Origin of the sequence: Rhizobium sp. CC1099 (assembly GCF_029714385.1) — a bacterium.
Taxonomy (GTDB): Bacteria; Pseudomonadota; Alphaproteobacteria; order Rhizobiales; family Rhizobiaceae; genus Rhizobium.
On record NZ_CP121641.1, the window covers coordinates 1,491,912 to 1,517,050 of the forward strand.

Genomic DNA, 25,139 nt, shown 5'->3' on the forward strand with positions numbered 1-25,139 from the left:
GAATGAATGACAATGATCGCAAAGCCGATCCGGATGCAGAACGACAGCGAAAGGAACGGGGACAACGGAAATCGCGGAACCTCGGTCATCACACGCACAAAGCCGAAGACCAAGAAGCCCAATCTCTACCGCGTGCTCATCCTGAATGACGACTACACTCCCATGGAATTCGTCATCCACATTCTGGAGCGTTTTTTTCAGAAGGATCGTGAAAGTGCCACCCGCATCATGCTTCATGTCCATAACCACGGCGTCGGCGAATGCGGGATATTTACATACGAGGTAGCGGAGACGAAGGTAAGCCAGGTGATGGACTTCGCCCGTCAGCACCAGCATCCGCTGCAGTGCGTCATGGAAAAGAAGTGAGGATCTCAACGTGCCAACATTTTCGCCTAGTCTTGAGAAGGCGCTCCATCAGGCACTGACCTTTGCCAACGAGCGGCATCACGAATATGCGACGCTCGAGCATCTGCTGCTCGCCTTGATCGACGATGCCGATGCGGCAGCTGTCATGGGTGCATGCAATGTCGACCTCGACGCGCTGCGCAAGACGCTGATCGAATACGTCGACAACGAACTTTCCAATCTGGTCACCGGATATGACGAGGACTCCAAGCCAACCTCCGGCTTCCAGCGCGTCATCCAGCGTGCCGTGATCCATGTGCAATCGTCCGGCCGCGAAGAAGTGACGGGGGCGAATGTCCTTGTCGCGATCTTTGCCGAGCGCGAAAGCCACGCGGCCTATTTCCTGCAGGAGCAGGAAATGACCCGATACGACGCGGTCAACTACATCTCCCACGGAATCGGCAAGCGCCCGGGCTCTTCGGAAGTGCGCACGCCGCGGGGCGCCGACGAGGAAGCGGAAAGCAAGCCGACTGCATCGCGCGGCGGTGAGGATGAAGGCGGCGCCAAGAAGCAGCAGGATGCTCTGAAGGCCTATTGCGTCAATCTCAACGAGAAGGCCAAGAGCGGTAAGATCGATCCGTTGATCGGCCGTAACTCGGAAGTCAGCCGTACGATCCAGGTGCTGTGCCGCCGCTCCAAGAACAACCCGCTTTATGTGGGCGATCCGGGCGTCGGGAAGACGGCGATTGCCGAGGGCCTCGCCAAGCGCATCGTCGAAGGCAAGGTGCCGGAAGCGCTCGCCGACGCCACCATCTTCTCGCTGGACATGGGCACGCTGCTTGCCGGCACGCGTTACCGTGGCGATTTTGAAGAGCGCCTGAAGCAGGTCGTCAAGGAACTCGAAGAATATCCGGGGGCCGTGCTCTTCATCGACGAAATCCATACCGTCATTGGTGCGGGCGCCACCTCTGGCGGCGCGATGGATGCATCGAACCTTCTGAAGCCGGCGCTTTCGTCCGGCGCGATCCGCTGCATCGGTTCGACGACCTACAAGGAATACCGCCAGTTCTTCGAGAAGGACCGGGCTTTGGTTCGCCGTTTCCAGAAGATCGATGTCAACGAGCCGTCGATCGATGATGCGATCGAAATCATGAAGGGCCTGAAGCCTTATTTCGAAGAGTACCACCACCTGCGCTACTCGAACGACGCCATCAAGTCGGCGGTCGAGCTGTCGGCCCGCTATATCTCCGACCGCAAGCTGCCTGACAAGGCGATCGACGTCATCGATGAAACGGGTGCCGCTCAGATGCTGCTGCCGCCATCCAGGCGCCGCAAGCTGATTACCGAAAAGGAGATCGAGGCGACGGTCGCGACGATGGCCCGCATTCCGCCAAAGAGCGTTTCGAAGGACGACGAAGCCGTTCTCGCCAACCTGGAGCAGGAACTGCGCTCGGTGGTCTACGGCCAGGATACGGCAATCGAAGCCCTTTCGACCTCGATCAAGCTGGCGCGTGCCGGGCTCCGCGAGCCGAACAAGCCGATCGGCGCCTACGTCTTCTCCGGCCCGACCGGCGTCGGCAAGACGGAAGTGGCCAAGCAGCTCGCATCGTCGCTTGGCGTCGAGATGCTGCGCTTCGACATGTCGGAATATATGGAACGGCACACGGTTTCTCGCCTGCTCGGCGCACCTCCCGGCTATGTTGGCTTCGACCAGGGTGGGCTTTTGACCGACGGCGTCGACCAGCATCCGCATTGCGTGGTCCTTCTCGACGAGATCGAGAAGGCGCATCCGGATATCTACAATATCCTGCTGCAGGTCATGGACCACGGCGCGCTGACCGACCATAACGGCAAGAAGATCGACTTCCGCAACGTCATCTTGATCATGACGACCAATGCGGGCGCGTCGGAAATGGCCAAGGCCGCAATCGGCTTCGGTTCGTCCAAGCGCACCGGCGAGGATGAGGAGGCGCTGACCCGCCTGTTCACGCCGGAATTCCGCAACCGTCTCGACGCGATCATTCCCTTCGCGTCACTGCCTACGGCCGTCATCCACAAGGTCGTGCAGAAGTTCATCATGCAGCTGGAGGCTCAGCTTTCTGAACGCAACGTCACTTTCGACCTGCAGGAGGAAGCGATCGACTGGCTTGCGGAAAAGGGTTACGACGAGAAGATGGGAGCCCGCCCGCTTGCCCGCGTCATTCAGGATGCGATCAAGAAGCCGCTGGCGAACGAAATCCTCTTCGGCAAGCTGAAGAAGGGCGGCGTCGTGAACGTCACGGTCGGCCCGAAGGAAGACGGCAAGCCCGGTATCATCCTCGAAGCGATCCCCGAATCCGCGCCGATCAAGCCGAAGCCGGAAGCCGAAACCGTTCATCCGGAAACCGACGACGAGGATGACGGCGAGCTGAAGACGAAGGCAAAAGCCAAGAAGACGGCGGTGAAGAAGGCGAAGGCTGAGGTCAGGGACGCACCGAAGAAGGCGAGCGCAGTGCCGAAGGTACCGCGGAGGAAATAGTCCGTCGCCGTGACGTGAATGAAGAAGGCCGCAGCGATGCGGCCTTTGATTTTTCTAGGTTTTTTTCAGGGGCGCAAGGCCGCTCCAACTGAGCGTGTCAACATCTTTGAGCTTTGGCGCGATCAGCGGCCTCTGGACCCCTGGCGGGAGGTCGCGAACCCGCCGAAAATCGACAGGCGGGAAACCTACGTGTATCTCCACCGGACTGACTGATAAGGCTGAAGAGCCTTTCCTTTCTGACACGTGTACGCCGATCTTGACCGATCTCAGCTGCTCGAAGTTCGGAACGGTCAAGGCTGGGCTCGCCGCAGTCATTCGACGGGCTCTGCAAATTAATAGGTCCTGAAACTAGTTCCCAAGCTCACCCTTTATCTTTTCGGCATTCGCGGCAAGCACGCCGCCATCCTCCATTTTGCCGGAATGCGGCTTGAGGGCAACGCCCTCGTGGCGCGGGATGACGTGGAAGTGCAAGTGGAAGACGCTCTGGCCGGCGGCCGGTTCGTTGAATTGGCAGACCAGGACACCGTCGGCATCGAAAGCCTCTTTCACGGCCTTCGCGATCTTCTGGACGACGGGAATCGTCTGCGCGAGGACCGTGGGGTCGGCATCGAAAATATTGCGCGACGGCGCCTTCGGCATGACCAGGACATGGCCGGGGGCCTGCGGCATGACGTCCATGAAGGCTACCGTATGCTCGTCCTCGTAGATGCGGTGCGACGGGATCTCGCCGCGCAGGATCTTGGCGAAGATATTGCTGTCATCGTAAGCGGCGCTGGTCATCTCGAAATCTCCTCGTTCTCCGGTGATCGGGTAGCGCAGCAAAGGCGCGAGCGTCAATCCTCCTGCTGCCGCTCGCCTTTGCGGAACGGACTGTGCTCGGCGAGGATCTCGTTCATGTGCTCGACGTCCTCGCGTTCGCGTTCCAGATAGTCGGCAATCGCGCGACGCAGGCCGGCATGGGCGACATAGTGCGCCGAATGTGTTGTCACCGGCAGGTAACCGCGCGCGAGCTTATGCTCGCCCTGCGCGCCCGCCTCGACGCGCTTCAGGCCCTTGGCGAGCGCGAAGTCGATCGCCTGATGATAACAGACCTCGAAATGCAGGAAGGGATGGTCTTCGACGCAGCCCCAGTGGCGGCCGTAGAGCGTATCGCCGCCGATAAAGTTGATGGCGCCCGCGATATAGCGGCCGTTGCGCTTGGCCATCACCAGCAGGACATCTTCGGGCATACGCTCGCCGATCAGCGAATAGAACTTGCGGGTCAGGTATGGCCGCCCCCATTTGCGGCCGCCGGTATCCATGTAGAAAGCGAAGAACTGGTCCCAGATGCGCTCGGTGAGATCGCTGCCGGTCAGCCAGTCGATACTAATGCCGTTTTCGAGCGCCGTGCGGCGCTCCTTGCGCAGCGCCTTGCGCTTGCGCGAGGCCAGCGTTTCGAGGAATTCCTCGTGATTGGCATAGCCCTCGTTGATGAAATGGAACTGCTGGTCGGTCCGGTGCAGGTAGCCGTCGGTCTCGAAGACGCCGATCTCGTCTTCAGGCACGAATGTGACGTGCGCCGATGAGACGCCGAGGCGACGGACGACTTCCTTCAGGCCGTCGGCAACGGCGTTCTGGATCGGCCGCCGTTCAAGGCCCTCGGCAACGAGCATGCGCGGACCGGTCGCCGGCGTGAACGGGATCGAACATTGCAGCTTCGGATAATAGCGCCCGCCCGCGCGCTCGAAAGCATCTGCCCAGCCGTGGTCGAAGACGTATTCGCCCTGGCTGTGATTCTTCAGATAAGCGGGCAGAGCGCCGATCAGCTCGCCCCTGTCCGTCTCAAGCAGCAGATGATGGCCGAGCCAGCCGGTTTGCGCGGTGGCAGAGCCTGACTCTTCGAGCGCGGAGAGGAAGGCGTGCGACAGGAAGGGGTTATAGGCGAGCGCCTTGCCTTCCTTGGACGTTCCGGAAAGCCGGGACCAGCTCTCCGGGGAAATCGCGGTGAAGGACCGTTCGACGCGGATCGATAGTTCGTCTGTCATGGAGCAAATGCGAGGCCCTTGGGAGGAGGATATTGGCTCCCCTTCAGTCTGCGCACGATCTTGTCCAAAAAGCGAGCGTCAAACCGAACCGCGGGGATCGAAACCTTCGAACGTCATCTGATCGGCATTCTCGACGGTGTGCTTGCGCGCCTTCTCGTCGCGGACCGTCCAGGTGATGACCGGGATGCCCTTCGCGCGCTGGCCGGTGATGAAGGCATTCGGCAGATCGGCGAAGAAATAGGAGATGAAATCGAGGCCGATTTCCATGGCCCGTTCGTGGTTGGCGAATTCTTCCGGCTTGTTGCCGCCGGCGGTAAGGCCGAGCGGGTAGGGCGCGTTCAAGGCTTTGAGGTCGCGCAGCAGCCAATGGTCGAAGCTCATGAGCGCGACCTTGCCGTCATAGCCTTCCAGCACTTCGACCACCGCTTCGGCAAAGCCCTCGTCATCCGCCTCGCGGCCCTTCAGTTCGAGGACGAGCGGAACCTTGCCCTTCACGAGATCGAGCAATTGCCTGAGCGTCGGGATCTTGTCGGTCGTGCCGCCGACGGACAGCAGGCCGAGTTCCCTGGAGGTGCGCTCGCGGATATCGCCCTTTATGCTACAGAGACGTTCGAGGTTCTCGTCATGAAAGATGACCGGCACGCTATCGGAGGCATAATGGAGATCGCATTCGATCGCGAAGCCGGCTTCGACGGCGCGGGCAAAGGCGGTGAGCGTATTTTCCCAGACGAGCTTGTTGGTGTCGTGGTAGCCGCGATGGGCGACCGGCAGTTCCTTGATCCAGGCGGCGGAGGTCATGACGCAATTTCCATGATGGCATCGATTTCGACGGCGGCGTTGAGCGGCAGCGCCGCCATGCCGACGGCGGCACGGGCATGCTTTCCGGCCCCGCCGAGGACGCTGGCGATCAGGTTTGATGCACCGTTGATGACAAGATGCTGTTCGACGAATTCCGGGGTAGAGGCGACGAAGCCGTTGAGCTTGATGACGCGCTTGATGCGGCCGAGATCGCCGCCGAGCGCAGCCTTCGCCTGAGCGAGAATGTTGATGGCGCAAAGCTCAGCGCCGCGCTGGCCTGCGGGAACGTCGACATTCCTGCCAAGATGGCCGCTCACGGCGACCTTGCCGCCTTCGAGCGGAAGCTGGCCGGAAATATAGAGAAGGTTGCCGCTGATCACATAGGGAACATAATTGGCAGCGGGTGCGGCGGCTTCCGGCAGAGTTATCCCCATTTCCGTCAGGCGGGCCGCGATTTCAATCGACATTTTCGTCTCCGCTTTTTGTTTCAGTTCTTCAAAAAATTATGCATCGGGACTAGAATCTTGCGTATGACGGTTTCGAGCCTCGATTTGGCCGAAAGCGTTCTTATAACATCGCGGCCGAGTCCAACAGGAGATAATGGATGTTCCGACCGAGTCTTGCCGCCCTTCTTCTTGCCGGCGTCGCAACAGGTGCCTGGGCGGCCGCGCCTGCCTCCGGCGCTGCGATCGCCTCCGGTCTTGTCGCCCACCGGGCGATCTACGATCTCGAACTGAAGGACGCGACCGAGCGCTCTGGCATCGCCGGCATGTACGGCCGGATGGTCTACGAATTCAACGGCAATTATTGCGACGGCTTCACCACCAATTTCCGCTTCGTGACGCAGATCAACACCGGCGACAGCACCCGCGTCAGCGACCAGCAGACGAAGACCTTCGAAAACGTGAAGGACCGCCGCTTCACCTTCGAAACGAAGTCTTTCACGGACGATCAGCTCGACAAGGAAGTCAACGGCGAGGCAAACGACAAGCCGGACGGCGTGACAGTCGATCTGACCCGCCCTCAAAGCAAGGAACTGCAGCTTGCCGAAAGCCGCTTCCCGACCGAGCACATGCTCGACGTGATCGAGAATGCCAAGGCGGGCAGGCGTTTCTTTGAAGCCCGCGTCTTCGATGGCTCGGACGATGGGGACAAGCCCCTGGCGACGACGACCGTGGTCGGCAAGCAGATTACGCCGGTTGCCGGTGACGAGGCGGATGCGGGCAATGCCGGCGCGTTTTCCAAGACGGCCGTCTGGCCGGTGACGATCTCCTATTTCAACGAGAATACGAAATCAGACGCGCTACCGGTCTATCGCATGTCATTCAAGCTTTATGAGAACGGCATTACGCGCGATCTCACCATGGATTATGGTGATTTCGTTCTGACCGGCAGGCTCGCGAAGCTGGAAATGCTGGATAACAAGGCCGACACCTGCAAGTGAACCGCTGGCGGCATGGAGGCGCATCTTAGACAACGTGTTATGCCCTATTTCTCTTTTTCTGGTGCATAATAGAAGTGCAGGACGGACGTTGTCCTGCCCGGGCCTGCCGCCGTTGACGGGGCGGGGCCGATAGGGGTGGGATATGAAGAACTTGTCACGGATTGCACGTTCAGGTCTTGCGGTGGCGCTGCTTGCTGCTGCAGCCGCGGTATCGGGCGGTCATGTGATGGCGGCCGATTGCCACGACACGCCTAACGCAGGCGTTGACTGGAGCGAATGCACCAAGAAGAACCTGATGCTTGAAGGCAGCGACTTCGAAAAAGCCAGTCTCGCAGGCACGGATCTGTCGCAGACCAGCCTCAAGAATGCGAACCTTGCCGCGGCAAACCTCGAGAAAGCGACCCTGATACGGGCTTGGCTTGAAGGTGCAAAGGCCGACGAGGCCAGATTCGACAAGATCGAAGCCTACCGGGTCGTGTTCCAGAATGCGTCGGCGCAGCGCGCTTCCTTCATCAGCGCTGAGCTGCAGCGCGCGGATTTCACTGGCGCACAGCTTTCAGGTGCGAACTTCGAAAAGGCCGAGCTCGGGCGCGCGACTTTTGAAACGGCCGTATTGACCGGAGCCAGGTTTGCGCTTGCCAATCTCTCCCGCGCCGATCTCAGCGGCGCGAGCTTCGAAGGTTCGATCGATTTCGATCGCGCCTTCATGTTCCTGACGAGAATAGAGGGGCTCGATCTCTCCGCAGCAACCGGGCTTCAGCAGTCGCAGATCGAACTGGCCTGCGGCGATACGTCGACCAAGCTTCCTTCCGGTCTTACGATACCGAAGAACTGGCCCTGCGCAACGGACTGAGTGAGCGCGCAAACGGTGGCAATGAAATCAATGTCCCGCGGGAGGCGCCGGCATGAATTTCACATTTGCGGTTGGCGACATCCATGGCTGCCTGGAGCCGTTGAGAGAGATGCTTGATCGCATCGGGGCATACGCACGCGCCGGCACGGTGGTTTTCATCGGCGACTATATCGACCGCGGCCCTGACAGCAAGGGAGTGATTGATCTCCTGATGAACGGATCGGGCAGCGAGTCCTGGCGATGGGTATGTCTGAAGGGTAACCACGAGGATATGATGCTGCGCGCCTGCGCTAACGATGACGAGCGTATCTGGTGGTTGGAAAACGGCGGGATTGAAACGGAGCTTTCCTATGGGGGCAAAGTAGCCGCAAACCATATGCTGTGGGCCAGTCAGTTGTCGTTGATGTATGCCGATAGCCACCGGATCTTTGTGCATGCCGGCGTTGTTCCGGATTTACCGCTGGAGATGCAGGCCCCCCAAGACCTGCTCTGGCTTCGGGTTCCCGACGACTATTCAGCGGACTATTGGGGAAAACACCTGTGTCATGGACACACGCCCTCGGACGCGAATCCGCTGACCGTTGGCAACCGCACGAATATCGACAGCGGATGCGTGTTCGGCGGTCCGCTTTCGTGCGCCGTGTTTGAAGATTCGCTGGCCGGCGGACCGGTCGAGTTTATCCAAGTGCAGGGCTAGGGGCAGCCAGATGCCAGTTTTTTTGAGCGAACGCCTTGCATTTTCGGCGGATCGACGGTAAGGGCAGCCGCATTCCACACGTAAGGCATGGGATCGTCCGGGAGAAATCCGGATTTTTCCGCCGGTGGCATCTTCGAAGAGGATGCTGTTCGCCTTGCGGAGGTTCAACCGGAAAAGGAGTCAAAGGCATGGCATTGCCTGATTTTTCTATGCGCCAGCTTCTGGAAGCTGGTGTTCACTTCGGCCACCAGACCCATCGCTGGAACCCGAAGATGAAGCCGTACATTTTCGGCGATCGTAACAACATCCACATCATCGATCTGGCTCAGACCGTTCCGATGCTTTCGCGCGCACTGCAGGTTGTCAGCGACACCGTTGCCCGTGGCGGCCGCGTTCTCTTCGTCGGTACCAAGCGCCAGGCTTCCGAGCTCATCGCTGACTCGGCCAAGCGTTCGGCCCAGTACTACGTCAACTCGCGCTGGCTCGGCGGCATGATGACGAATTGGAAGACGATCTCCAACTCGATCCAGCGTCTGCGCAAGCTCGACGAAATCCTTTCCAACGAAGCCCAGGGCTTCACCAAGAAGGAACGTCTGAACCTCGAGCGCGAGCGTGAAAAGCTCGACAAGGCTCTTGGTGGTATCAAGGACATGGGCGGTACCCCGGACCTGATGTTCATCATCGATACCAACAAGGAAAAGATCGCGATCGACGAAGCCAAGCGCCTCGGCATCCCGGTTGTCGCAATCATCGACTCGAACTGCGATCCGGACCTGATCGACTATCCGATCCCGGGCAACGACGACGCTTCGCGCGCTATCGCTCTCTACTGCGACCTGATCTCCCGCGCCGCTATCGACGGTATCGCCCGTCAGCAGAGCGCATCGGGCCGCGACCTTGGCGCTTCCGTTGAAGCTCCGATCGAGCCGACGCTCGACGAGGCTCAAGCCTGATAAACAGGCGGACGGGCCTAAAGGTCCGTCCAGCTTGACTGGATTGGGAAAGGCCGCGCGAGACTTTGCGAAGCTCCGGCGGCCTTGACCTTTTTAGGGCGGTAGGTTCAGGCCGGTCCGCCCAACGAGTTCTGATATGGCGCGTCTTCATCACGCTGTCATACATAAAGGTACATTTCGTGCCTCAATCCGGTGGCGCAGAGCATTTTGCGGACCACCGTAAACCGACAAGAGGAAGCTTATGACCGAGATTACGGCTGCAATGGTGAAGGAACTGCGCGAAAAGACCGGCGCAGGCATGATGGACTGCAAGAAGGCTCTCGCTGAAACCAATGGCGACATGGAAGCGGCGATCGACTGGCTGCGCGCCAAGGGCATCGCCAAGGCTGACAAGAAGTCGGGCCGCACCGCTGCCGAAGGTCTCGTCGGCGTTGCCAGCCAAGGCACCAAGGCCGTCGTGGTCGAAGTCAACTCCGAAACCGACTTCGTTGCCCGTAACGACGCCTTCCAGGATCTCGTCCGCGGCATCGCAAAGGTTGCCGTTTCGACCAACGGTTCTGTCGAGGCCGTCGCTGCTGCGACCTATCCGGCTTCCGGCAAGTCCGTTGCTGACACGATCAAGGACGCGATCGCGACGATCGGCGAAAACATGAACCTGCGCCGCTCGATTGCCCTCTCCGTCGAGGACGGCGTCGTCGCCACCTACATCCACAACGCCGTTTCCGACGGCCTCGGCAAGCTGGGCGTTCTGGTTGCGCTGAAGTCGACCGGCAACAAGGAGGCGCTGAACGCCATCGGCCGCCAGATCGCCATGCACATCGCTGCGACCTCGCCGCTCGCCATCCGTCCGGAAGAAGTCGACGCCGCTGTCGCCGAGCGCGAACGCAACGTCTTCATCGAGCAGTCGCGCGCTTCCGGCAAGCCGGACAACATCATCGAAAAGATGGTTGAAGGCCGCATGCGCAAGTTCTTCGAAGAAGTCGCGCTGGTTTCCCAGGCTTTCGTCATCAATCCGGACCTGACGGTCGGTGCCGCACTCAAGGAAGCTGAAAAGACCGTCGGTGCGCCGATCGAGATCACCGGCATGGCACGCCTGCTGCTCGGCGAAGGCGTCGAGAAGGAAGAAACCGACTTCGCAGCCGAAGTCGCGGCTGCCGCCAAGGGCTGATAAAACCTCATATAATGTGAAAACGGCAGGGCATCGCGTGACAACGCGGTGCCCTTCGTGTATCCGGCAATCATGCCAACATACGAGGAGCCAAGATGTCGTCAGAGCCTGTCTATAAACGCGTTCTACTCAAGGCTTCCGGCGAAGCGCTCATGGGCAGCCAGGGATTCGGTATCGACGTTGCGGTAGCGGACCGCATCGCGTCGGATATCGCCGAAGCCCGCCAGATGGGCGTCGAAGTCGGTGTTGTCGTCGGCGGCGGCAATATCTTCCGCGGCGTAGCCGTCGCCTCCAAGGGCGGCGACCGAGTGACGGGCGACCACATGGGAATGCTCGGTACCGTGATCAACGCGCTGGCGCTCGCAACGTCGCTGCGCAAGCTGAACATCGATACGGTCGTGCTTTCGGCAATCTCCATGCCGGAACTCTGCGAGAGCTTCTCGCAGCGCGCGACGCTCTACCATCTGTCGATGGGCCGCGTGGTCATCTTCGCGGGCGGCACTGGCAATCCTTTTTTCACGACCGATTCTGCCGCAGCCCTTCGAGCCGCCGAGATGGGCGCCCAGGCGATCTTCAAGGGCACCCAGGTGGACGGAATCTATTCCGCCGACCCGAAGAAGGATCCGTTTGCGACGCGCTTCGACCGGCTGACGCACCAGGAAGTGCTCGACAAGGGCCTTGCCGTGATGGACGTCGCGGCTGTCGCCCTCGCGCGCGAAAATTCCATTCCGATCATCGTCTTCTCGATCCACGAGAAAGGCGGTTTTGCTGAAATCTTGACGGGCGGTGGCCTCAAGACCATCGTATCGGACAACTGATAGAGAGACGGCGCTGGACGGCCGCGCGTCTTCGACTGACAGGAGTATTGAGCATGACTGAAGCTACAGACATCAAGGAACTGAAGCGCCGCATGGACGGCGCGATTTCCGCATTCAAACACGATATCGCGTCGCTGCGTACCGGCCGCGCCTCGGCCAACATCCTGGACCCGGTGACGGTCGAAGCCTATGGTTCGCGCTTGCCGCTCAATCAGGTCGCCAATATCACCGTGCCGGAGCCGCGCATGCTTTCGGTATCCGTCTGGGACAAGTCGATGGTAAGCGCGACGGAACGTGCGATCCGCGAGTCAAACCTCGGACTCAACCCGATCGTCGACGGCCAAAACCTGCGCATTCCTTTGCCGGAACTCAACGAAGAGCGTCGAAAGTCGCTGGTCAAGGTCGCGCATGACTACGCCGAGAAAAGCAAGGTTGCGATCCGCCATGTACGCCGCGACGGCATGGACGGCCTTAAGAAAGCCGAAAAGGACGGTGTCATAAGCCAGGACGAAAGCCGGGCGCAATCAGATCGTGTGCAGAAGATGACGGATGAGATGATTTCCGAGATCGATCGCTTGCTTGCCGACAAGGAAAAGGAAATCATGCAGGTCTAGGGCTTTGCCTGCGCCCCTGGAGACCGGACGGGAAATGTCGGAACCAGTATTCTTGAGTATGCCAGAACATGTTGCCATCATCATGGATGGCAACGGCCGTTGGGCAAAGCAGCGAGGGCTGCCGCGCGCGATGGGTCACCGCAAAGGTGTGGAAGCCGTTCGCGAGACCGTGCGCGCCGCAGGCGATGCCGGCATCAAGTACCTGACGCTCTTTGCCTTTTCTTCAGAGAACTGGCGCCGGCCGGAAGCGGAGGTCTCCGACCTCATGGGATTGCTCAAGGCCTTCATCCGGCGCGACCTCGCCGAACTGCATGCGCAGAATGTGCGGATCAGGATCATCGGCGACCGGCATAGTCTTCGCAGCGATATCCTCAACCTCCTGCTCGAAGCCGAAGAGACGACGCGGGACAATACCGCGCTGACGCTGGTCATCGCTTTCAACTACGGCTCGCGCGACGAGATCGCCAGAGCCATGGTGAGCCTTGCCGAAGATGTCGAGGCTGGGCGGCTGCGAGCCCGGGAGATCACACCCGAGCTCGTCAATGCCCGGCTGGATACGGCCGGCATTCCCGATCCCGATCTAATCATTCGCACCAGCGGCGAGGAGCGCCTTTCGAACTTCCTTTTGTGGCAGGCCGCTTATTCCGAATTCGTCTTCGTGCCGGAATACTGGCCGGATTTCGGCCGGGAGCTCTTCTATGCCGCGCTCGAGAAGTTCGCGGCGCGCGACCGCCGATTCGGCGGCCTGTCGCCGCAGGCCGCGGCAGTAGGCACCTGATTGATGCAGCAGGAACTGAAACTCCGCATTATCTCCGGTGTCATTCTGGCAATCATCGTGCTCGCGGTGACCTGGTACGGCGGCTTCGCCTTCCGCCTGCTCTCGGCCGTAATTGCCCTGCTTATCTATTATGAATGGTCGACAATCACGCGGCTGCAAACCGAACAGCCGGTCGCGAATGTGGCAGGCTGGGTGGGGCAGGCGGCCATCGCGGCTGCAATCCTGCTCGGACGCTTCGATTTTGCGTTGAGCCTGCTTGTTTTCTTTTTTGCGATTGCTGTCGGCTTCGTGGCGGCGCAGAGCGCCAGCCGCTGGTTTCCGGCTGGCATCGTCTATGCCGGACTGACCGGCATCGCACTTGCCGAAATCCGGGGCGGGGACGCTGCAGGGCTGCAAGCCATGCTCTTCGTCTTCGCGGTGGTCTGGGCAACCGACATCCTTGCCTATTTCGTCGGCCGAGCAGTCGGCGGGCCAAAGCTCGCACCGAGGATTTCGCCGGGAAAGACGCAATCCGGCGCTTTGGGCGGCGCGGTTTCGGCTGTGATTGCGGGCAGTGTCATCGCCTACTTCTTCATTCCCGAGGCGGACTGGCTGATGGCGGCCGCCGTCGCCTTCATTCTTTCCGTCTGCAGCCAGGCAGGCGATCTCTTCGAATCCTTCATCAAGCGGCGATTCGGTGTGAAGGATTCCAGTCATCTCATTCCGGGACACGGTGGCGTTATGGATCGCGTCGACGGGCTGATATTCGCTTGTTTTGCAGCCTTCTTGCTCGCGACATTATTTTCCCTGATAAAGGGTGACGGCATGGCGCCGCTTGGCGCCGCTTTGTTCGGGTTCTGATATCTGCGCAGGGCGCAGCGGAAGGATTTATGGAAGGCATGACCGGTATATTCGGCTTTCTAACGGGTTATATCATTCCGTTCGTTCTGGTCCTCTCGCTGCTCGTTTTCGTGCACGAGATGGGCCACTATCTGGTCGGCCGCTGGAGCGGCATCCGCGTGCTCGCTTTTTCTGTCGGCTTCGGACCAGAGCTTGCGGGCTTTACCGATCGGCATGGAACGCGCTGGAAGATCTCGGCGATCCCGCTTGGCGGCTATGTGCGCTTCTTCGGCGACGAGGACGCCTCGAGCAAGCCGGACATGGATAAGCTCGAATCGATGTCGGAAGCGGATAGAGCGCGCTCATTTGCCGGCGCGAAGCTCTGGAAGCGCGCAGCGACGGTGGCCGCAGGTCCCATCGCCAACTTTCTGCTGGCGATCATCATCTTTGCGGTTCTTTTCTCGATCTACGGCCGCTCGATCGCCGATCCGGTCGTCGCCGAAGTGAAGCCGGAGAGCGCTGCCGCCGAGGCCGGAATCCTGCCCGGTGACCTGCTGATCGCAATCGACGGCGGGAAGGTCGATACGTTCGACGATGTGCGCCGCTATGTAAGCGTTCGCCCGGAACAGCGGATCGTCGTTACCATCGAGCGGAACGGCGAGAAGATGGACCTGCCGATGGTGCCGAAGCGCACCGACATGACGGACCAGTTCGGCAACAAGATGGAGATCGGTCTGATCGGCATCGTGACGAACCAGGAGGTCGGCCATTTCCGCGTGCAGACATATACGCCGCTCGCAGCCTTGGAGGAAGGCGCCGTTCAGACCTGGCATATCGTCACCGGTACCTTCAAATATATCGGCAATCTTTTCGCGGGCTACATGAAGCCCGATCAGCTCGGCGGACCGATCCGCGTGGCCCAGGCGTCCGGCCAGATGGCAACGCTCGGTGTTGCAGCCCTGCTTCAGCTTGCCGCGGTGTTGTCCGTTTCCATCGGATTACTGAATTTGATGCCTGTTCCGGTACTTGATGGCGGGCATTTGATGTTCTATGCGATTGAGGCAGTGAGGGGTAAACCTTTAGGGGCATCGGCCCAGGAAATTGCATTTCGCATTGGTCTGGCTATGGTCCTTTCACTGATGGTTTTTGCTACCTGGAACGACATTAGCGCGTTGATAGGTTAACGCGCGCGGTGAGGGGAAATTACCGTTTATTTACGATGTTTCAAAGCTGTAGTGGCGAATGGGTCACGCTTCGAAATGAAGTAAACAGAAATTAACTTGCTGCCTTGCTTGTAGGGCAAAAGCGGGTAAAACGACACACGTGCCGGAATCGGGTTCGCCCGGCGACGGGGACGAGAAAAAAGGTAATGGGTGAAATGAAGGCTGGTTCAAGATTTTTGAACGCAGTATCGGCGGTTGCGCTGTCTGCAGGTATTGTTGCTTCGGGCGCAGGCGCAATTACAATCGTCTCTGCGACGGCTGCGGAAGCAGCGGTTATCCAGCGGATCGATGTACGTGGAGCGAGCCGCGTCGGCGCTGAGGCAGTCCGGTCCAATCTCACCATCGCCCCAGGCAGGAACTTCTCGAATACCGACATCGATGACTCGGTAAAGCAGCTCTACGGCACGGGGTACTTCTCCGATGTCAAAATCTCCGTCTCCGGCAGCACGCTGGTAGTGACCGTCGAGGAAGCCCAGCTCGTCAATCAGGTCGTTTTCAACGGCAATCGCAAGGTCAAGGACGACAAGCTGGCCTCGGTTGTACAGACGCATGCCTCCGGTCCCTACAACGATGCGCTGATCCAGGCCGATATCGCGGCGATCAAGGAAGCCTACGCGGCAACGGGCCGCAGCGAAGTGCAGGTCACGACGCAGGTCGTTCCGCTTGGCGAAGGTCGCGTCAACCTCGCTTTCGTCATCGATGAAGGCGACCGCACGAAGATCGCAGCCATCAATTTCGTGGGCAACAATGCCTACAGCACCGGTCGTCTAGCTGCCGTCATTAGCACCAAGCGCTCGAACTTCCTCTCGTTCCTGACCCGCAAGGACGTTTACAGCGAAGATCGCCTGCATGCCGACGAAGAGGCGCTGCGCCAGTTCTATTTCAACCGCGGCTATGCCGACTTCAAGATCATCTCTTCGGATGCTACTTTTGACGAAGCCACGAACAAGTACACGCTGACCTTCAATATCGAGGAAGGACCGCGTTACGACTTCGGTCCGGTAACCGTACAGTCGACCGTAGAAGGCGTAACCGGCGAGCAGCTTCAGGGCCTGGTAGTGACGCGTGAAGGCGAAGTCTACAGCGCCAAGGACGTCCAGAGGTCCATGGAAGCTATTTCGGATCAGGTTGCTTCGGCAGGCTATCCGTTCGCCCGCGTGACGCCGCGCGGCAACCGCGACCTCGGCAACAATACGATCGGTGTCGAATACCTCGTCGACCAGGGCGAACGTGCCTACATCGAGCGCATCGAAATCCGCGGCAACAGCCGCACGCGCGATTACGTCATCCGCCGCGAATTCGACATGAGCGAAGGTGACGCCTTCAATCAGCAGATGATCACAAAGGCGAAGCGCCGTCTCGAAGCGCTCGGCTTCTTCTCGTCGGTGAATATCTCGACCGCGCCGGGCAGCTCGCCTGACCGCGTCGTTGTCATCGTCGATGTTCAGGATCAGTCGACGGGTTCGTTCGGTATCGGTGCCGGTTACGCCGCAGGCGGCGACGGTCTGATCCTGGAAGCGTCCATTGAAGAAAAGAACTTCCTGGGTCGCGGCCAGTATATCAGGGTTTCTGCCGGTGGCGGTGTCGAAGGCTCGCAGAGTTATGGTTTGAGCTTCACCGAGCCTTACTTCCTCGGTTATCGCCTTGCGACCGGTTTCGACCTCAATCACAGCGAAACCTCGAGCAACGATAATTACGACTATACCGAAGATAGCGTCGTTCTCCGCGCGACGGCGCCGATCACCGAGGATCTGGCGACGACGTTCCGCTACAACTTCAAGCGGATGAACTACGATGCCGACGGCAGCGATCTGAGCGATCTTTCGACACCCTATCAGGATCTTGTGAACGATGGACCTTGGATCCGTTCATCGATTTCCAATACGCTGACCTATAACACGCTCGATGACATGACGCTCCCGCGCGAGGGGATATACGCGACGTTGACGCAGGAAATTGCCGGCTTGGGTGGCGACTCGCAGTTTTACAAGATCTACGGGAAGGCGCGCTATTATCATCTGCTGGCTGACGATGCCGATATCATTGGATCTGTTGCGGCCGGTGCGGGCCATGTTGTCGGCCTCGGCAAAGACCTAAACATCTTCGACCAGTTCACATTGGGCAATAACGACATCCGCGGCTTCGAAAACAAGGGGATCGGTCCTCGCGTTGGTGGCGGACCGGATGATCCGCTCGGAGGAACGACTTATTTTACCGTCTCGGCGGAAGCGACCTTCCCGATGCCCGGATTCCCGCGTGACTTTGGTCTTCGTGGCGCGGTCTTCGCTGATGCGGGTACATTGTTTGGAAATGATGTTGACGTGAGTTCGCCAGAATTCGTGAGAGGCGATAGCGCAGCACTTCGTGCGTCCGTCGGTGTTGGCCTTGTCTGGCAATCGCCGTTCGGCGCGCTGCGCGTCGACTACGCGATCCCCGTCGTGAAGGAAGATTACGACCAAACACAGTACTTCAAGTTTGGCATCAACAACCAATTCTGATATCGGCAATCCAGAATCGAAAACTGGAGCTTTGCCGGTGGAGCAGAACAATTTCTTTCCGCCCCGCGACGGCGTCAAACTTTCAGAGTTGGCGCAATATCTCGGGGCGGAACTTGCCGACCCTGAAAATGGCGACATCCTTATCCGATCGGTGTCGCCGGTCAGCCGTGCGAAGGCCGGTGATCTTTGCTACATCATCTCACGCAGGAGCCGTGCCGAGCTTGAAACCTGTCGGGCGTCGGCAGTCCTTTGCGAGCCCGCGATAAGATCGGCGGTACCCCCTCATATTCCGGTTCTCTTGTCGAAGAACCCCCATGCCGCTTTTGCGATGGCAGGCGGGCATCTCCATCCGGCTGCTTTGAAGCCACTGGCAACAATGTCTTCGACGGCAGAGATCGCGGCGACTGCGGCGGTCGATCCGACGGCGCGGCTGGAACAGGGCGTGATCGTCGAGCCTTTGGCTGTCATCGGCGCGAATGCGGAAATCGGTCAGGGAACACGGATCGGCGCCGGCGCGCTTATCGGTCCCGGTGTCAAGATCGGCCGCGATTGCACGATCGCCGGCGGTGCCAGCGTGATATGCGCGCTCTTGGGCAATGGCGTGATCGTGCACAACGGTGCGTGTATTGGCCAGGATGGCTTCGGATATGCGCCAGGCCCCAGAGGGATGATCAAGATCGTTCAGATCGGCCGGGTCATCATCCAGGACAATGTCGAGATCGGCGCGAACACGACGATCGATCGCGGCACGATGGACGACACGGTCGTCGGCGAGGGAACGAAGATCGACAACCAGGTGCAGATAGGCCACAACGTCAGGATCGGGCGTCATTGCGCGATCGTTTCGCAGGTCGGCATCGCCGGCAGTGCGGTTATTGGAAACGGTGTGCAGATCGGCGGTCAGACTGGTATCAATGGCCATATTACGATTGGCGATGGCGTACAGATCGCGGCAAAGAGCGGCGTCATTCAGAGCATTCCTGCCGGTGAGCGTTATGGCGGCATTCCGGCACGTCCGGTAAAGGATTTTCTTCGAGAGTCGGCGGAGATAATGGCGCGCGCGAGCGCTCGGGCTCATAAAACGGGAGATCAAGAATGACTGAAGGGGTCAAGGAGACGCTTGCTTCGGCGGACATCATGGAGATCATGAAGCTTCTGCCGCATCGCTATCCGTTCTTGCTGGTCGACCGGATTATTGAGATCGATGGCGATGATTCCGCGATCGGCATCAAGAACGTCACTGCCAACGAGCCTCATTTCACCGGCCACTTTCCCGAGTCGCCGATCATGCCGGGTGTGCTGCTGATCGAAGGCATGGCGCAGACGGCGGGTGCGATCTGCGCGCGCAAGGATGGAACGAGCGGTAACCTCGTCTATTTCATGACCATCGACAATGCACGTTTCCGCAAGCCCGTCATCCCGGGCGATCGGGTCGAATTTCATGTGAAGAAGCAGAAGCAGCGCGGTAATATCTGGAAGTTCCATTGCGACGCCAAGGTCGACGGCGCATTGGCCGCGGAAGCTGATATCGGCGCGATGATTCTTCGTAAGGACGAGGCATGAGCACGATCGCAGGGAGCGCCCGCATCCATGCCATGGCCGTTGTCGAGGATGGCGCGGTCATCGGCGAAGGCGTGACCGTCGGTCCGTTTTGCCATGTCGGTCCGAAGGTTGTTCTTCATGACAATGCCGAACTGCTGGCGCATGTCGTGGTGACCGGCAGAACCGAGATCGGCAAAGGCACCCGGATTTTCCCGATGGCGGTCATCGGCGGCGATCCCCAGAGCGTGCACCATGGCGGCGAGGAGACGATGCTGACGGTGGGCGAGAATTGCACCATCCGCGAAGGCGTGACGATGAATACCGGCACCGCAGATTTCGGCGGCAAGACAATCGTCGGCGACAACAACCTGTTTCTCGCCAATTCTCATGTCGCCCATGACTGCCGTGTCGGCAATCACGTCATCATGTCGAACAATGTCATGCTCGCCGGGCATGTGACGATCGAGGATCGGGTCATTCTCGGCGGCGGATCGGCCGTGCATCAGTTCACGCGTGTCGGCCGCCAGGCCTTCGTCGGCGGCCTTTCGGCTGTCAGCTACGATGTCATTCCGTATGGGATGCTCAATGGAAATCCCGGTTTGCTGGGCGGTCTCAACGTTGTCGGCATGACGCGCGCCGGGATTGATCGCGCTGTCATCCATACGGTGCGGCGCGCTTACAAGGCGATTTTTGAAGGATCAGGTTCGATCCGCGACAACGCGGCAGCGATCCGCGACGAATATGCCGATTGCGAGCCGGTGATGCATATCCTCGATTTCATTGCCGCGGAAAGCGACCGCGCGCTGTCATCGCCGACGCGAGGACAGAAAGGCTGACCTTGTCTCCCGCCGGTGATACCGACAAAGGCCGTCTGGCGATCATTGCGGGAAACGGTCTTCTGCCGTCTTATGTCGCCGAGGCGGCGCGGGCAGCCGGCGAGGATCCATTCGTGATTTCGCTGAAGGGTGAACTTGACCGGTCATGGGAGGACTATGACCATGCAGTCATCGGCGTCGGTGATTTGTCGGCGCTGGCAGAAATTTTCAAGCGCAACAACATCACCCGCGTCGTCATGTCTGGCGGCGTTCGCCGTCGCCCCGAATGGCGGGAAGTGAGGCCAACCTGGCGGACGGTCGCAAAGATGCCGGGTGTGGTGCGTACGCTGCTTTCGGGCGGCGACGATACGGTGTTGCAGATGGTCATCAAGCTCATCGAAGACGACGGCCGGCGCGTCGTCGGCGCGCAGGATATTGCCCCCGACCTGCTGGCGGCTGTCGGGCCGATCGGCGTCATGTCGCCGGGGAATGACGACAAGATCGATATCCTGAAGGCGGCAGCAGCCGCCGAAGCGCTTGGTGCGCTCGACGTCGGGCAGGGCGCAGTCTCCGTCGGCGGACGCATCGTGGCGCTCGAAGGCGCGGAAGGGACCGACGGAATGCTTGAGCGCGTCGCATCGCTGCGTAGCGCCGGGCGTATATCGCCGCGCCGCCGTGGCGTGCTGGTCAAGCTCTGCAAGCCGCAGCAGGATGTCCGCGCCGACCTTCCGTCGATCGGCCTCTCCACGGTGACGAATGCCAAGGCGGCGGGCTTGGCGGGAATTGCAATCGAGGCGGGACGTGCTCTCGTGCTGGATCGCCAGGCTGTGATCAGGGCAGCCGACGAAGCCGGGCTTTTTGTCTGCGGGCTCGATCGCGGCCTACCGTCATGGGGGCTGTGATGAAGATCGCGATTGTGGCAGGCGAGGTTTCCGGAGACCTTCTCGGCGCCGATCTCGTGGCTGCGCTGAAGCGCAGGCATGCCGGGATTGAACTTGTCGGCGTCGGCGGCGACGCGCTGGAGGCACAGGGGCTGAAGTCGCTCTTCGACTTCTCCGAGCTTTCGATTATGGGCGTCACACAGGTGCTTGGAAACTTGCCGAAGCTTGTCGCCCGCATCAGGCAGACGACGGCTGCAATCATTGCGGCAAAGCCCGATATTCTGATCGTCATCGACAGCCCGGATTTCACCCATCGCGTTGCCAAACGTGTTCGCGAAGCCCTGCCGGAACTCCCGGTCGTCAATTATGTCTGTCCCAGCGTTTGGGCGTGGAAGGAATATCGCGCCCAGCAGATGCTCGCTTATATCGACCATGTGCTGGCCGTTCTGCCATTCGAGCCCGCGGTGATGGAGCAGCTCGGCGGACCGCAGACGACCTATGTCGGCCACCGGCTGACGGCGGATGCGGATTTGATTGCCGCCAGGCGCGGCCGGGCAGAAAAGCTCAAGACCGTCGCGGAGGGCCGGAAAACGATCATGCTGCTCCCGGGCTCACGCTCGTCGGAGATCACAAAGCTGCTTCCCTATTTTCGCGATGCCGTCAATGAGCTCGTCGCCCGCGGTGGCACAATGCGGTTTCTCTTGCCGACCGTCAGCCGCAGGGAATCGATGGTTCGCAACCTCGTGAAGGACTGGGAAACGAGACCGGAGATCCTGACTGGCAATGAACAGAAATGGCGGGCTTTCGCGGAGGCCGATGCGGCAATGGCTGCCTCGGGGACTGTCATCCTCGAGCTTGCACTTACAGGCGTGCCGACAGTCTCAGTCTATAAGACAGACTGGATCATCACTATGATGACGCGGCGCATCAAGACGTGGACAGGAGCAATTCCTAATCTGATCGCCGACTATGCCGTCGTCCCGGAATATATCAACGAGGTCGTTCGTGGCGCGAGCCTGGCGCGCTGGATGGAACGCCTTTCCAGCGACACGCTCCAGCGGCGCGCAATGCTCGAAGGTTTCGACCTTGTCTGGCAGCGCATGCAGACGGAAAAGCCGCCGGGCGAGAAAGCGGCGGATCTCGTTCTCGACATTCTGGACAAGAAAAAACCCGGCCGTCTCTGACCGGGTTTTTTCGGGCGGAAGCGGCTTAGCGCTTCGAAACCGGAACGTAGTCGCGCAGCGGTTCGCCGATATAGAGCTGGCGCGGACGGCCGATGCGCTGCTGTGGATCCTCGATCATCTCGTTCCACTGGGCGATCCAGCCGACCGTGCGGGCCAACGCAAAGAGCACCGTGAACATCGTCGTGGGGAAGCCCAGCGCCTTCAGCGTGATGCCGGAATAGAAGTCGATGTTCGGGTAGAGCTTCTTTTCGATGAAGTATTCGTCGGTCAGCGCGATGCGTTCCAGCTCCATCGCGACTTCGAGAAGCGGATCGTCCTTGTGACCGAGTTCGGCGAGAACCTCATGCGTCGTCTTCTGCATGATCTTGGCGCGCGGATCGTAGTTCTTGTAGACACGGTGACCGAAGCCCATGAGGCGGAACGGGTCATTCTTGTCCTTGGCGCGGGCGATATATTCCGGAATGCGCTCGACCGAGCCGATTTCCGAAAGCATGTTGAGCGCCGCCTCGTTGGCACCGCCATGAGCCGGGCCCCAAAGGCAGGCAATGCCGGCCGCGATGCATGCGAACGGGTTGGCGCCCGAAGAGCCGGCGAGGCGAACCGTCGAGGTCGAGGCGTTCTGCTCGTGATCGGCGTGCAGGATGAAGATACGGTCCATGGCGCGCGAGAGGACCGGGTTCACGACATATTCTTCGCACGGTACCGCGAAGCACATGCGCAGGAAGTTCGAGGCGTAGTCGAGATCGTTCTTCGGATAAACGAACGGCTGGCCGATATAGTACTTGTAGGCCATGGCCGCGATAGTCGGCATCTTGGCTATCATGCGCAGGCTTGCGACCATGCGCTGATGCGGATCGGTGATGTCTGTCGAGTCGTGGTAGAAGGCAGACAGAGCGCCGACACAGCCGCACATGACGGCCATCGGATGGGCGTCGCGGCGGAAGCCGGTGAAGAAGCGAGACATCTGCTCGTGCACCATGGTGTGATGCGTGACGCGGTAGTCGAAATCCTTCTTCTGGGCAGCCGTCGGCAATTCGCCGTAAAGCAGCAGATAGCAGACTTCCAGGAAGTCGCCATGTTCGGCAAGCTGTTCGATCGGGTAGCCGCGATGCAGCAGAATGCCTTCATCGCCGTCGATATAGGTGATCTTCGATTCACAGGAAGCGGTCGAGGTGAAACCAGGATCGTACGTGAAGGAACCGGTGTTTTTATAGAGTGCACCAATATCGATGACATCCGGACCGATCGTTCCGCTTTTCACGGAAAGATTGGCGGTTTTGTCGCCGATTTTGATTGTTGCGCTTTGATCCGTCATGCTGATCCTCCAAACTGGCGGCGGCGCCATAAAAGCGCCATAGGGTTAAGCGTCCTCTCCGATAGCTATATGATCACGGCGCCAATGCCAAGTTACCGTGGCGCCATTTTGTGCATCGCAGTATCAACTTTTAGACACTCCTGCGATGCCGGAGGCGCATAGCGGAAGCCAATGATTTAATTCGGCTTTTTGCAATCCATTTTTTTGGACTTTTTTCAATCGATTATTGTTGCTGAAACGCCCTCAGGGCTGCATTCTGGTTGTATTCATAGGGTGTCAGCGGGCTGGGTGCATGCCGGAGTTGAAAACGGCCGAGCTGCGCATTCCGCTTCAGCAGATGTCGCGGACAAGCAGTGTGCGCGCTTCCCGGCTTGCGCTTTTGGAATGCGGGAAGAAGCCTTTGGCAAAAGCAGAGCTCTCGCCCGTCAATAGCCACCGTTCAGTCCCGTAGCCACCGATCAGTCATTGTGGCTGCATACCCAAGGCTTTCGGCCTGCAAATGGCGAGCTAAGGAGCCGCTCAGGGCACACGCCTGCGCTTTGCGACGGTTTTTTCGGGCTTGGGGCGGCGATCTGGTTTGCGTCCGGCACGAATGTTTCGCTCAGCGCTTTGGCTTTGACCGAAAGCAGCCGTGAAGGCGCTGCGACCCGCGAAAGACGGAGGGAAAGCGAAATTTCACCGGAGCAGCAGGAAGAGGCAAGAAATGCGATGCGGAACGGTGCCACGCCCGGCTTGCGATGCCGCGGACATCGTCGTCACGCGGGCAAGGCTGCGGTTCGGCGCCTGCCGATGCGGCGCAGTGCATTTCGCGAATGAAACCTTGCGGAAAACCGGCGCCGTCGAACCGTGCTTTGGACAACCGCCTTCGAGAAACTCGATCGCCCCCGCCACGCCTATGAGTGGCGCGCCGTCGCCTTTGCCGGCGACGCGCTGCCGGTCAATGGTAGCGGCGGATAAGGCCGACGAGCTTACCCTGAACCTTTACGCGATCCGGTCCAAAGATGCGCGTCTCGTAGGCGGGGTTCGCCGCTTCCAGCGCGATGGACGCACCCTTGCGGCGGAACCGCTTCAGCGTCGCTTCCTCGTCATCGACCAGTGCCACGACAATGTCGCCGGGATTGGCGGTGCTGGTGTTGCGGATGATGACCGTGTCGCCATCGAAGATGCCAGCATCGATCATCGAATCGCCCTTGACCTCAAGCGCGTAGTGTTCGCCGGAGCCGAGCATATCGGCCGGAACGTTGATGTCGTGCGTGTTGTTCTGGATCGCCGAGATCGGCACGCCTGCCGCAATACGGCCCATGACGGGAACCGAAATGGAGCTGTTATTGTCTTCGTTCGCCGGCTTCGGCGCGGCGGCAGCAGGCTGCGGCTTGCCGAGGCTGCCCTCGATGACGCTCGGCGAAAAGCCGCGGCGGGGCTGGATGCTCGGGCTGTAGGCTTCCGGCAGCTTGATCACTTCAAGCGCGCGGGCCCGATTCGGTAGGCGACGAATGAAACCGCGCTCTTCCAAAGCGGTAATCAGCCGGTGGATGCCGGATTTGGACGCGAGATCCAGCGCATCCTTCATTTCGTCAAACGATGGCGGAACGCCGGATTCCTTCATACGCTCATGAATGAAGAGGAGAAGCTCCTGTTGTTTGCGTGTCAGCATCGAAGTTTAACCCCAAATTCGTGAAACAAAGCCAGAACGGACACTATATGTTCCATATGTGTTCCGCAAGTACCTAAATTTTCGTAAAACTTCGTCTCAACTGCGTTCATTTTTGGAAACTTTTGTTTGCCGGATCAGCGCTTTCAGCTTGCATTGACCACATAGCGGCACACATCTTCAGCACATTAAATGGAGACC

Annotated in this window: 25 protein-coding genes and 1 pseudogene; 20 read left to right on the top strand and 6 right to left on the bottom strand. The window is 59.6% G+C overall.

Annotation, left to right across the window (positions count from 1 at the left end):
- Positions 1 to 12: 12 nt before the first annotated feature.
- Genes clpS through QA644_RS07690 form a run of 3 tightly spaced genes read left to right on the top strand, consistent with a single transcriptional unit; the run spans position 13 to position 3,076 of the window.
- Positions 13 to 366, top strand: a complete 354-nt coding sequence (clpS, locus tag QA644_RS07680; protein ID WP_027509391.1) for an ATP-dependent Clp protease adapter ClpS — start codon at positions 13 to 15, stop codon at positions 364 to 366.
- A gap of 10 nt (positions 367 to 376) precedes the next feature.
- Positions 377 to 2,863, top strand: coding sequence for an ATP-dependent Clp protease ATP-binding subunit ClpA (gene clpA, locus QA644_RS07685; RefSeq protein ID WP_074067965.1), 2,487 nt, complete (start codon positions 377 to 379; stop codon positions 2,861 to 2,863).
- A gap of 18 nt (positions 2,864 to 2,881) precedes the next feature.
- On the top strand, positions 2,882 to 3,076 hold the full coding sequence (locus QA644_RS07690) for a hypothetical protein (protein WP_283071786.1): 195 nt from the start codon (positions 2,882 to 2,884) through the stop codon (positions 3,074 to 3,076).
- A 135-nt stretch (positions 3,077 to 3,211) separates the two neighbouring features.
- On the opposite strand, the gene QA644_RS07695 is transcribed toward QA644_RS07690, so the two are convergent.
- The 4 genes from QA644_RS07695 to QA644_RS07710 form a co-directional block, all read right to left on the bottom strand.
- Positions 3,212 to 3,643 (bottom strand): HIT family protein, encoded by a 432-nt coding sequence (locus QA644_RS07695; protein ID WP_283071788.1) that lies wholly within the window; start codon positions 3,641 to 3,643, stop codon positions 3,212 to 3,214.
- A gap of 53 nt (positions 3,644 to 3,696) precedes the next feature.
- Positions 3,697 to 4,887: a GNAT family N-acetyltransferase gene (locus QA644_RS07700; RefSeq protein WP_283071790.1), complete on the bottom strand. Its 1,191-nt coding sequence runs from the start codon at positions 4,885 to 4,887 to the stop codon at positions 3,697 to 3,699.
- A gap of 78 nt (positions 4,888 to 4,965) precedes the next feature.
- Positions 4,966 to 5,685 (bottom strand): glycerophosphodiester phosphodiesterase, encoded by a 720-nt coding sequence (locus QA644_RS07705; protein ID WP_194729634.1) that lies wholly within the window; start codon positions 5,683 to 5,685, stop codon positions 4,966 to 4,968.
- Entirely contained in the window at positions 5,682 to 6,152 is a 471-nt protein-coding gene (locus tag QA644_RS07710) for a RidA family protein (RefSeq protein ID WP_283071792.1), read from the bottom strand. Before QA644_RS07710 ends, QA644_RS07705 begins: the two co-directional genes overlap by 4 nt.
- Before the next feature lie 137 nt (positions 6,153 to 6,289).
- On the opposite strand from QA644_RS07710, the gene QA644_RS07715 reads away from it, so the two are divergent.
- From QA644_RS07715 to lpxB, 16 genes are all read left to right on the top strand, one after another.
- Entirely contained in the window at positions 6,290 to 7,129 is an 840-nt protein-coding gene (locus tag QA644_RS07715) for a cell envelope integrity EipB family protein (RefSeq protein ID WP_194729636.1), read from the top strand.
- Positions 7,130 to 7,271: 142 nt separating this feature from the next.
- Complete coding sequence (locus QA644_RS07720) at positions 7,272 to 7,982, top strand: pentapeptide repeat-containing protein (RefSeq protein WP_074067976.1); 711 nt, start codon at positions 7,272 to 7,274, stop codon at positions 7,980 to 7,982.
- A 52-nt stretch (positions 7,983 to 8,034) separates the two neighbouring features.
- Positions 8,035 to 8,679 (top strand): metallophosphoesterase family protein, encoded by a 645-nt coding sequence (locus QA644_RS07725; RefSeq protein ID WP_074067977.1) that lies wholly within the window; start codon positions 8,035 to 8,037, stop codon positions 8,677 to 8,679.
- A gap of 188 nt (positions 8,680 to 8,867) precedes the next feature.
- Positions 8,868 to 9,632: a 30S ribosomal protein S2 gene (gene rpsB, locus QA644_RS07730; RefSeq protein ID WP_022715483.1), complete on the top strand. Its 765-nt coding sequence runs from the start codon at positions 8,868 to 8,870 to the stop codon at positions 9,630 to 9,632.
- A gap of 241 nt (positions 9,633 to 9,873) precedes the next feature.
- Positions 9,874 to 10,800: a translation elongation factor Ts gene (tsf, locus tag QA644_RS07735; RefSeq protein WP_074067979.1), complete on the top strand. Its 927-nt coding sequence runs from the start codon at positions 9,874 to 9,876 to the stop codon at positions 10,798 to 10,800.
- A 95-nt stretch (positions 10,801 to 10,895) separates the two neighbouring features.
- The gene (gene pyrH / locus QA644_RS07740; RefSeq protein WP_022715485.1) at positions 10,896 to 11,618 is read left to right on the top strand and encodes a UMP kinase; all 723 of its coding nucleotides are present in this window, start codon (positions 10,896 to 10,898) and stop codon (positions 11,616 to 11,618) included.
- A 53-nt stretch (positions 11,619 to 11,671) separates the two neighbouring features.
- On the top strand, positions 11,672 to 12,232 hold the full coding sequence (gene frr / locus QA644_RS07745; protein ID WP_022715486.1) for a ribosome recycling factor: 561 nt from the start codon (positions 11,672 to 11,674) through the stop codon (positions 12,230 to 12,232).
- 34 nt (positions 12,233 to 12,266) lie between these two features.
- The gene (locus QA644_RS07750; protein ID WP_039844800.1) at positions 12,267 to 13,010 is read left to right on the top strand and encodes an isoprenyl transferase; all 744 of its coding nucleotides are present in this window, start codon (positions 12,267 to 12,269) and stop codon (positions 13,008 to 13,010) included.
- Positions 13,011 to 13,013: 3 nt separating this feature from the next.
- A complete protein-coding gene (locus tag QA644_RS07755; RefSeq protein WP_194729640.1) occupies positions 13,014 to 13,850 on the top strand; it encodes a phosphatidate cytidylyltransferase in 837 nt (278 codons plus the stop codon).
- Between the two features lie 29 nt (positions 13,851 to 13,879).
- Positions 13,880 to 15,013 carry an RIP metalloprotease RseP gene (gene rseP / locus QA644_RS07760; RefSeq protein WP_022715489.1) on the top strand — a complete coding sequence of 378 codons (1,134 nt, stop codon included), beginning with the start codon at positions 13,880 to 13,882 and terminating at the stop codon, positions 15,011 to 15,013.
- A gap of 194 nt (positions 15,014 to 15,207) precedes the next feature.
- Positions 15,208 to 17,550 (top strand): outer membrane protein assembly factor BamA, encoded by a 2,343-nt coding sequence (gene bamA / locus QA644_RS07765; protein WP_074070253.1) that lies wholly within the window; start codon positions 15,208 to 15,210, stop codon positions 17,548 to 17,550.
- A gap of 37 nt (positions 17,551 to 17,587) precedes the next feature.
- Entirely contained in the window at positions 17,588 to 18,649 is a 1,062-nt protein-coding gene (lpxD, locus tag QA644_RS07770) for a UDP-3-O-(3-hydroxymyristoyl)glucosamine N-acyltransferase (RefSeq protein ID WP_283071799.1), read from the top strand.
- Entirely contained in the window at positions 18,646 to 19,113 is a 468-nt protein-coding gene (fabZ, locus tag QA644_RS07775; RefSeq protein WP_022715492.1) for a 3-hydroxyacyl-ACP dehydratase FabZ, read from the top strand. The genes lpxD and fabZ overlap by 4 nt, the downstream gene beginning before the upstream one ends.
- Positions 19,110 to 19,928 carry an acyl-ACP--UDP-N-acetylglucosamine O-acyltransferase gene (lpxA, locus tag QA644_RS07780; RefSeq protein ID WP_283071801.1) on the top strand — a complete coding sequence of 273 codons (819 nt, stop codon included), beginning with the start codon at positions 19,110 to 19,112 and terminating at the stop codon, positions 19,926 to 19,928. Before fabZ ends, lpxA begins: the two co-directional genes overlap by 4 nt.
- A gap of 2 nt (positions 19,929 to 19,930) precedes the next feature.
- A complete protein-coding gene (locus tag QA644_RS07785; RefSeq protein WP_239598895.1) occupies positions 19,931 to 20,809 on the top strand; it encodes an LpxI family protein in 879 nt (292 codons plus the stop codon).
- Positions 20,809 to 21,972, top strand: a complete 1,164-nt coding sequence (gene lpxB, locus QA644_RS07790; RefSeq protein ID WP_283071803.1) for a lipid-A-disaccharide synthase — start codon at positions 20,809 to 20,811, stop codon at positions 21,970 to 21,972. The genes QA644_RS07785 and lpxB overlap by 1 nt, the downstream gene beginning before the upstream one ends.
- Before the next feature lie 25 nt (positions 21,973 to 21,997).
- Here lpxB and gltA read toward each other — a convergent pair whose 3' ends face one another.
- A complete protein-coding gene (gene gltA, locus QA644_RS07795) occupies positions 21,998 to 23,287 on the bottom strand; it encodes a citrate synthase (RefSeq protein ID WP_022715495.1) in 1,290 nt (429 codons plus the stop codon).
- Positions 23,288 to 24,014: 727 nt separating this feature from the next.
- Here gltA and QA644_RS07800 point away from each other — a divergent pair.
- A pseudogene (locus QA644_RS07800) lies at positions 24,015 to 24,244 on the top strand (hypothetical protein); the annotation flags it as partial.
- Here the strand turns inward: QA644_RS07800 and lexA are convergent.
- Positions 24,225 to 24,941, bottom strand: coding sequence for a transcriptional repressor LexA (lexA, locus tag QA644_RS07805; RefSeq protein WP_283071805.1), 717 nt, complete (start codon positions 24,939 to 24,941; stop codon positions 24,225 to 24,227). The pseudogene QA644_RS07800 and the gene lexA sit on opposite strands and share 20 nt — an antisense overlap.
- Between the last annotated feature and the right edge of the window lie 198 nt (positions 24,942 to 25,139).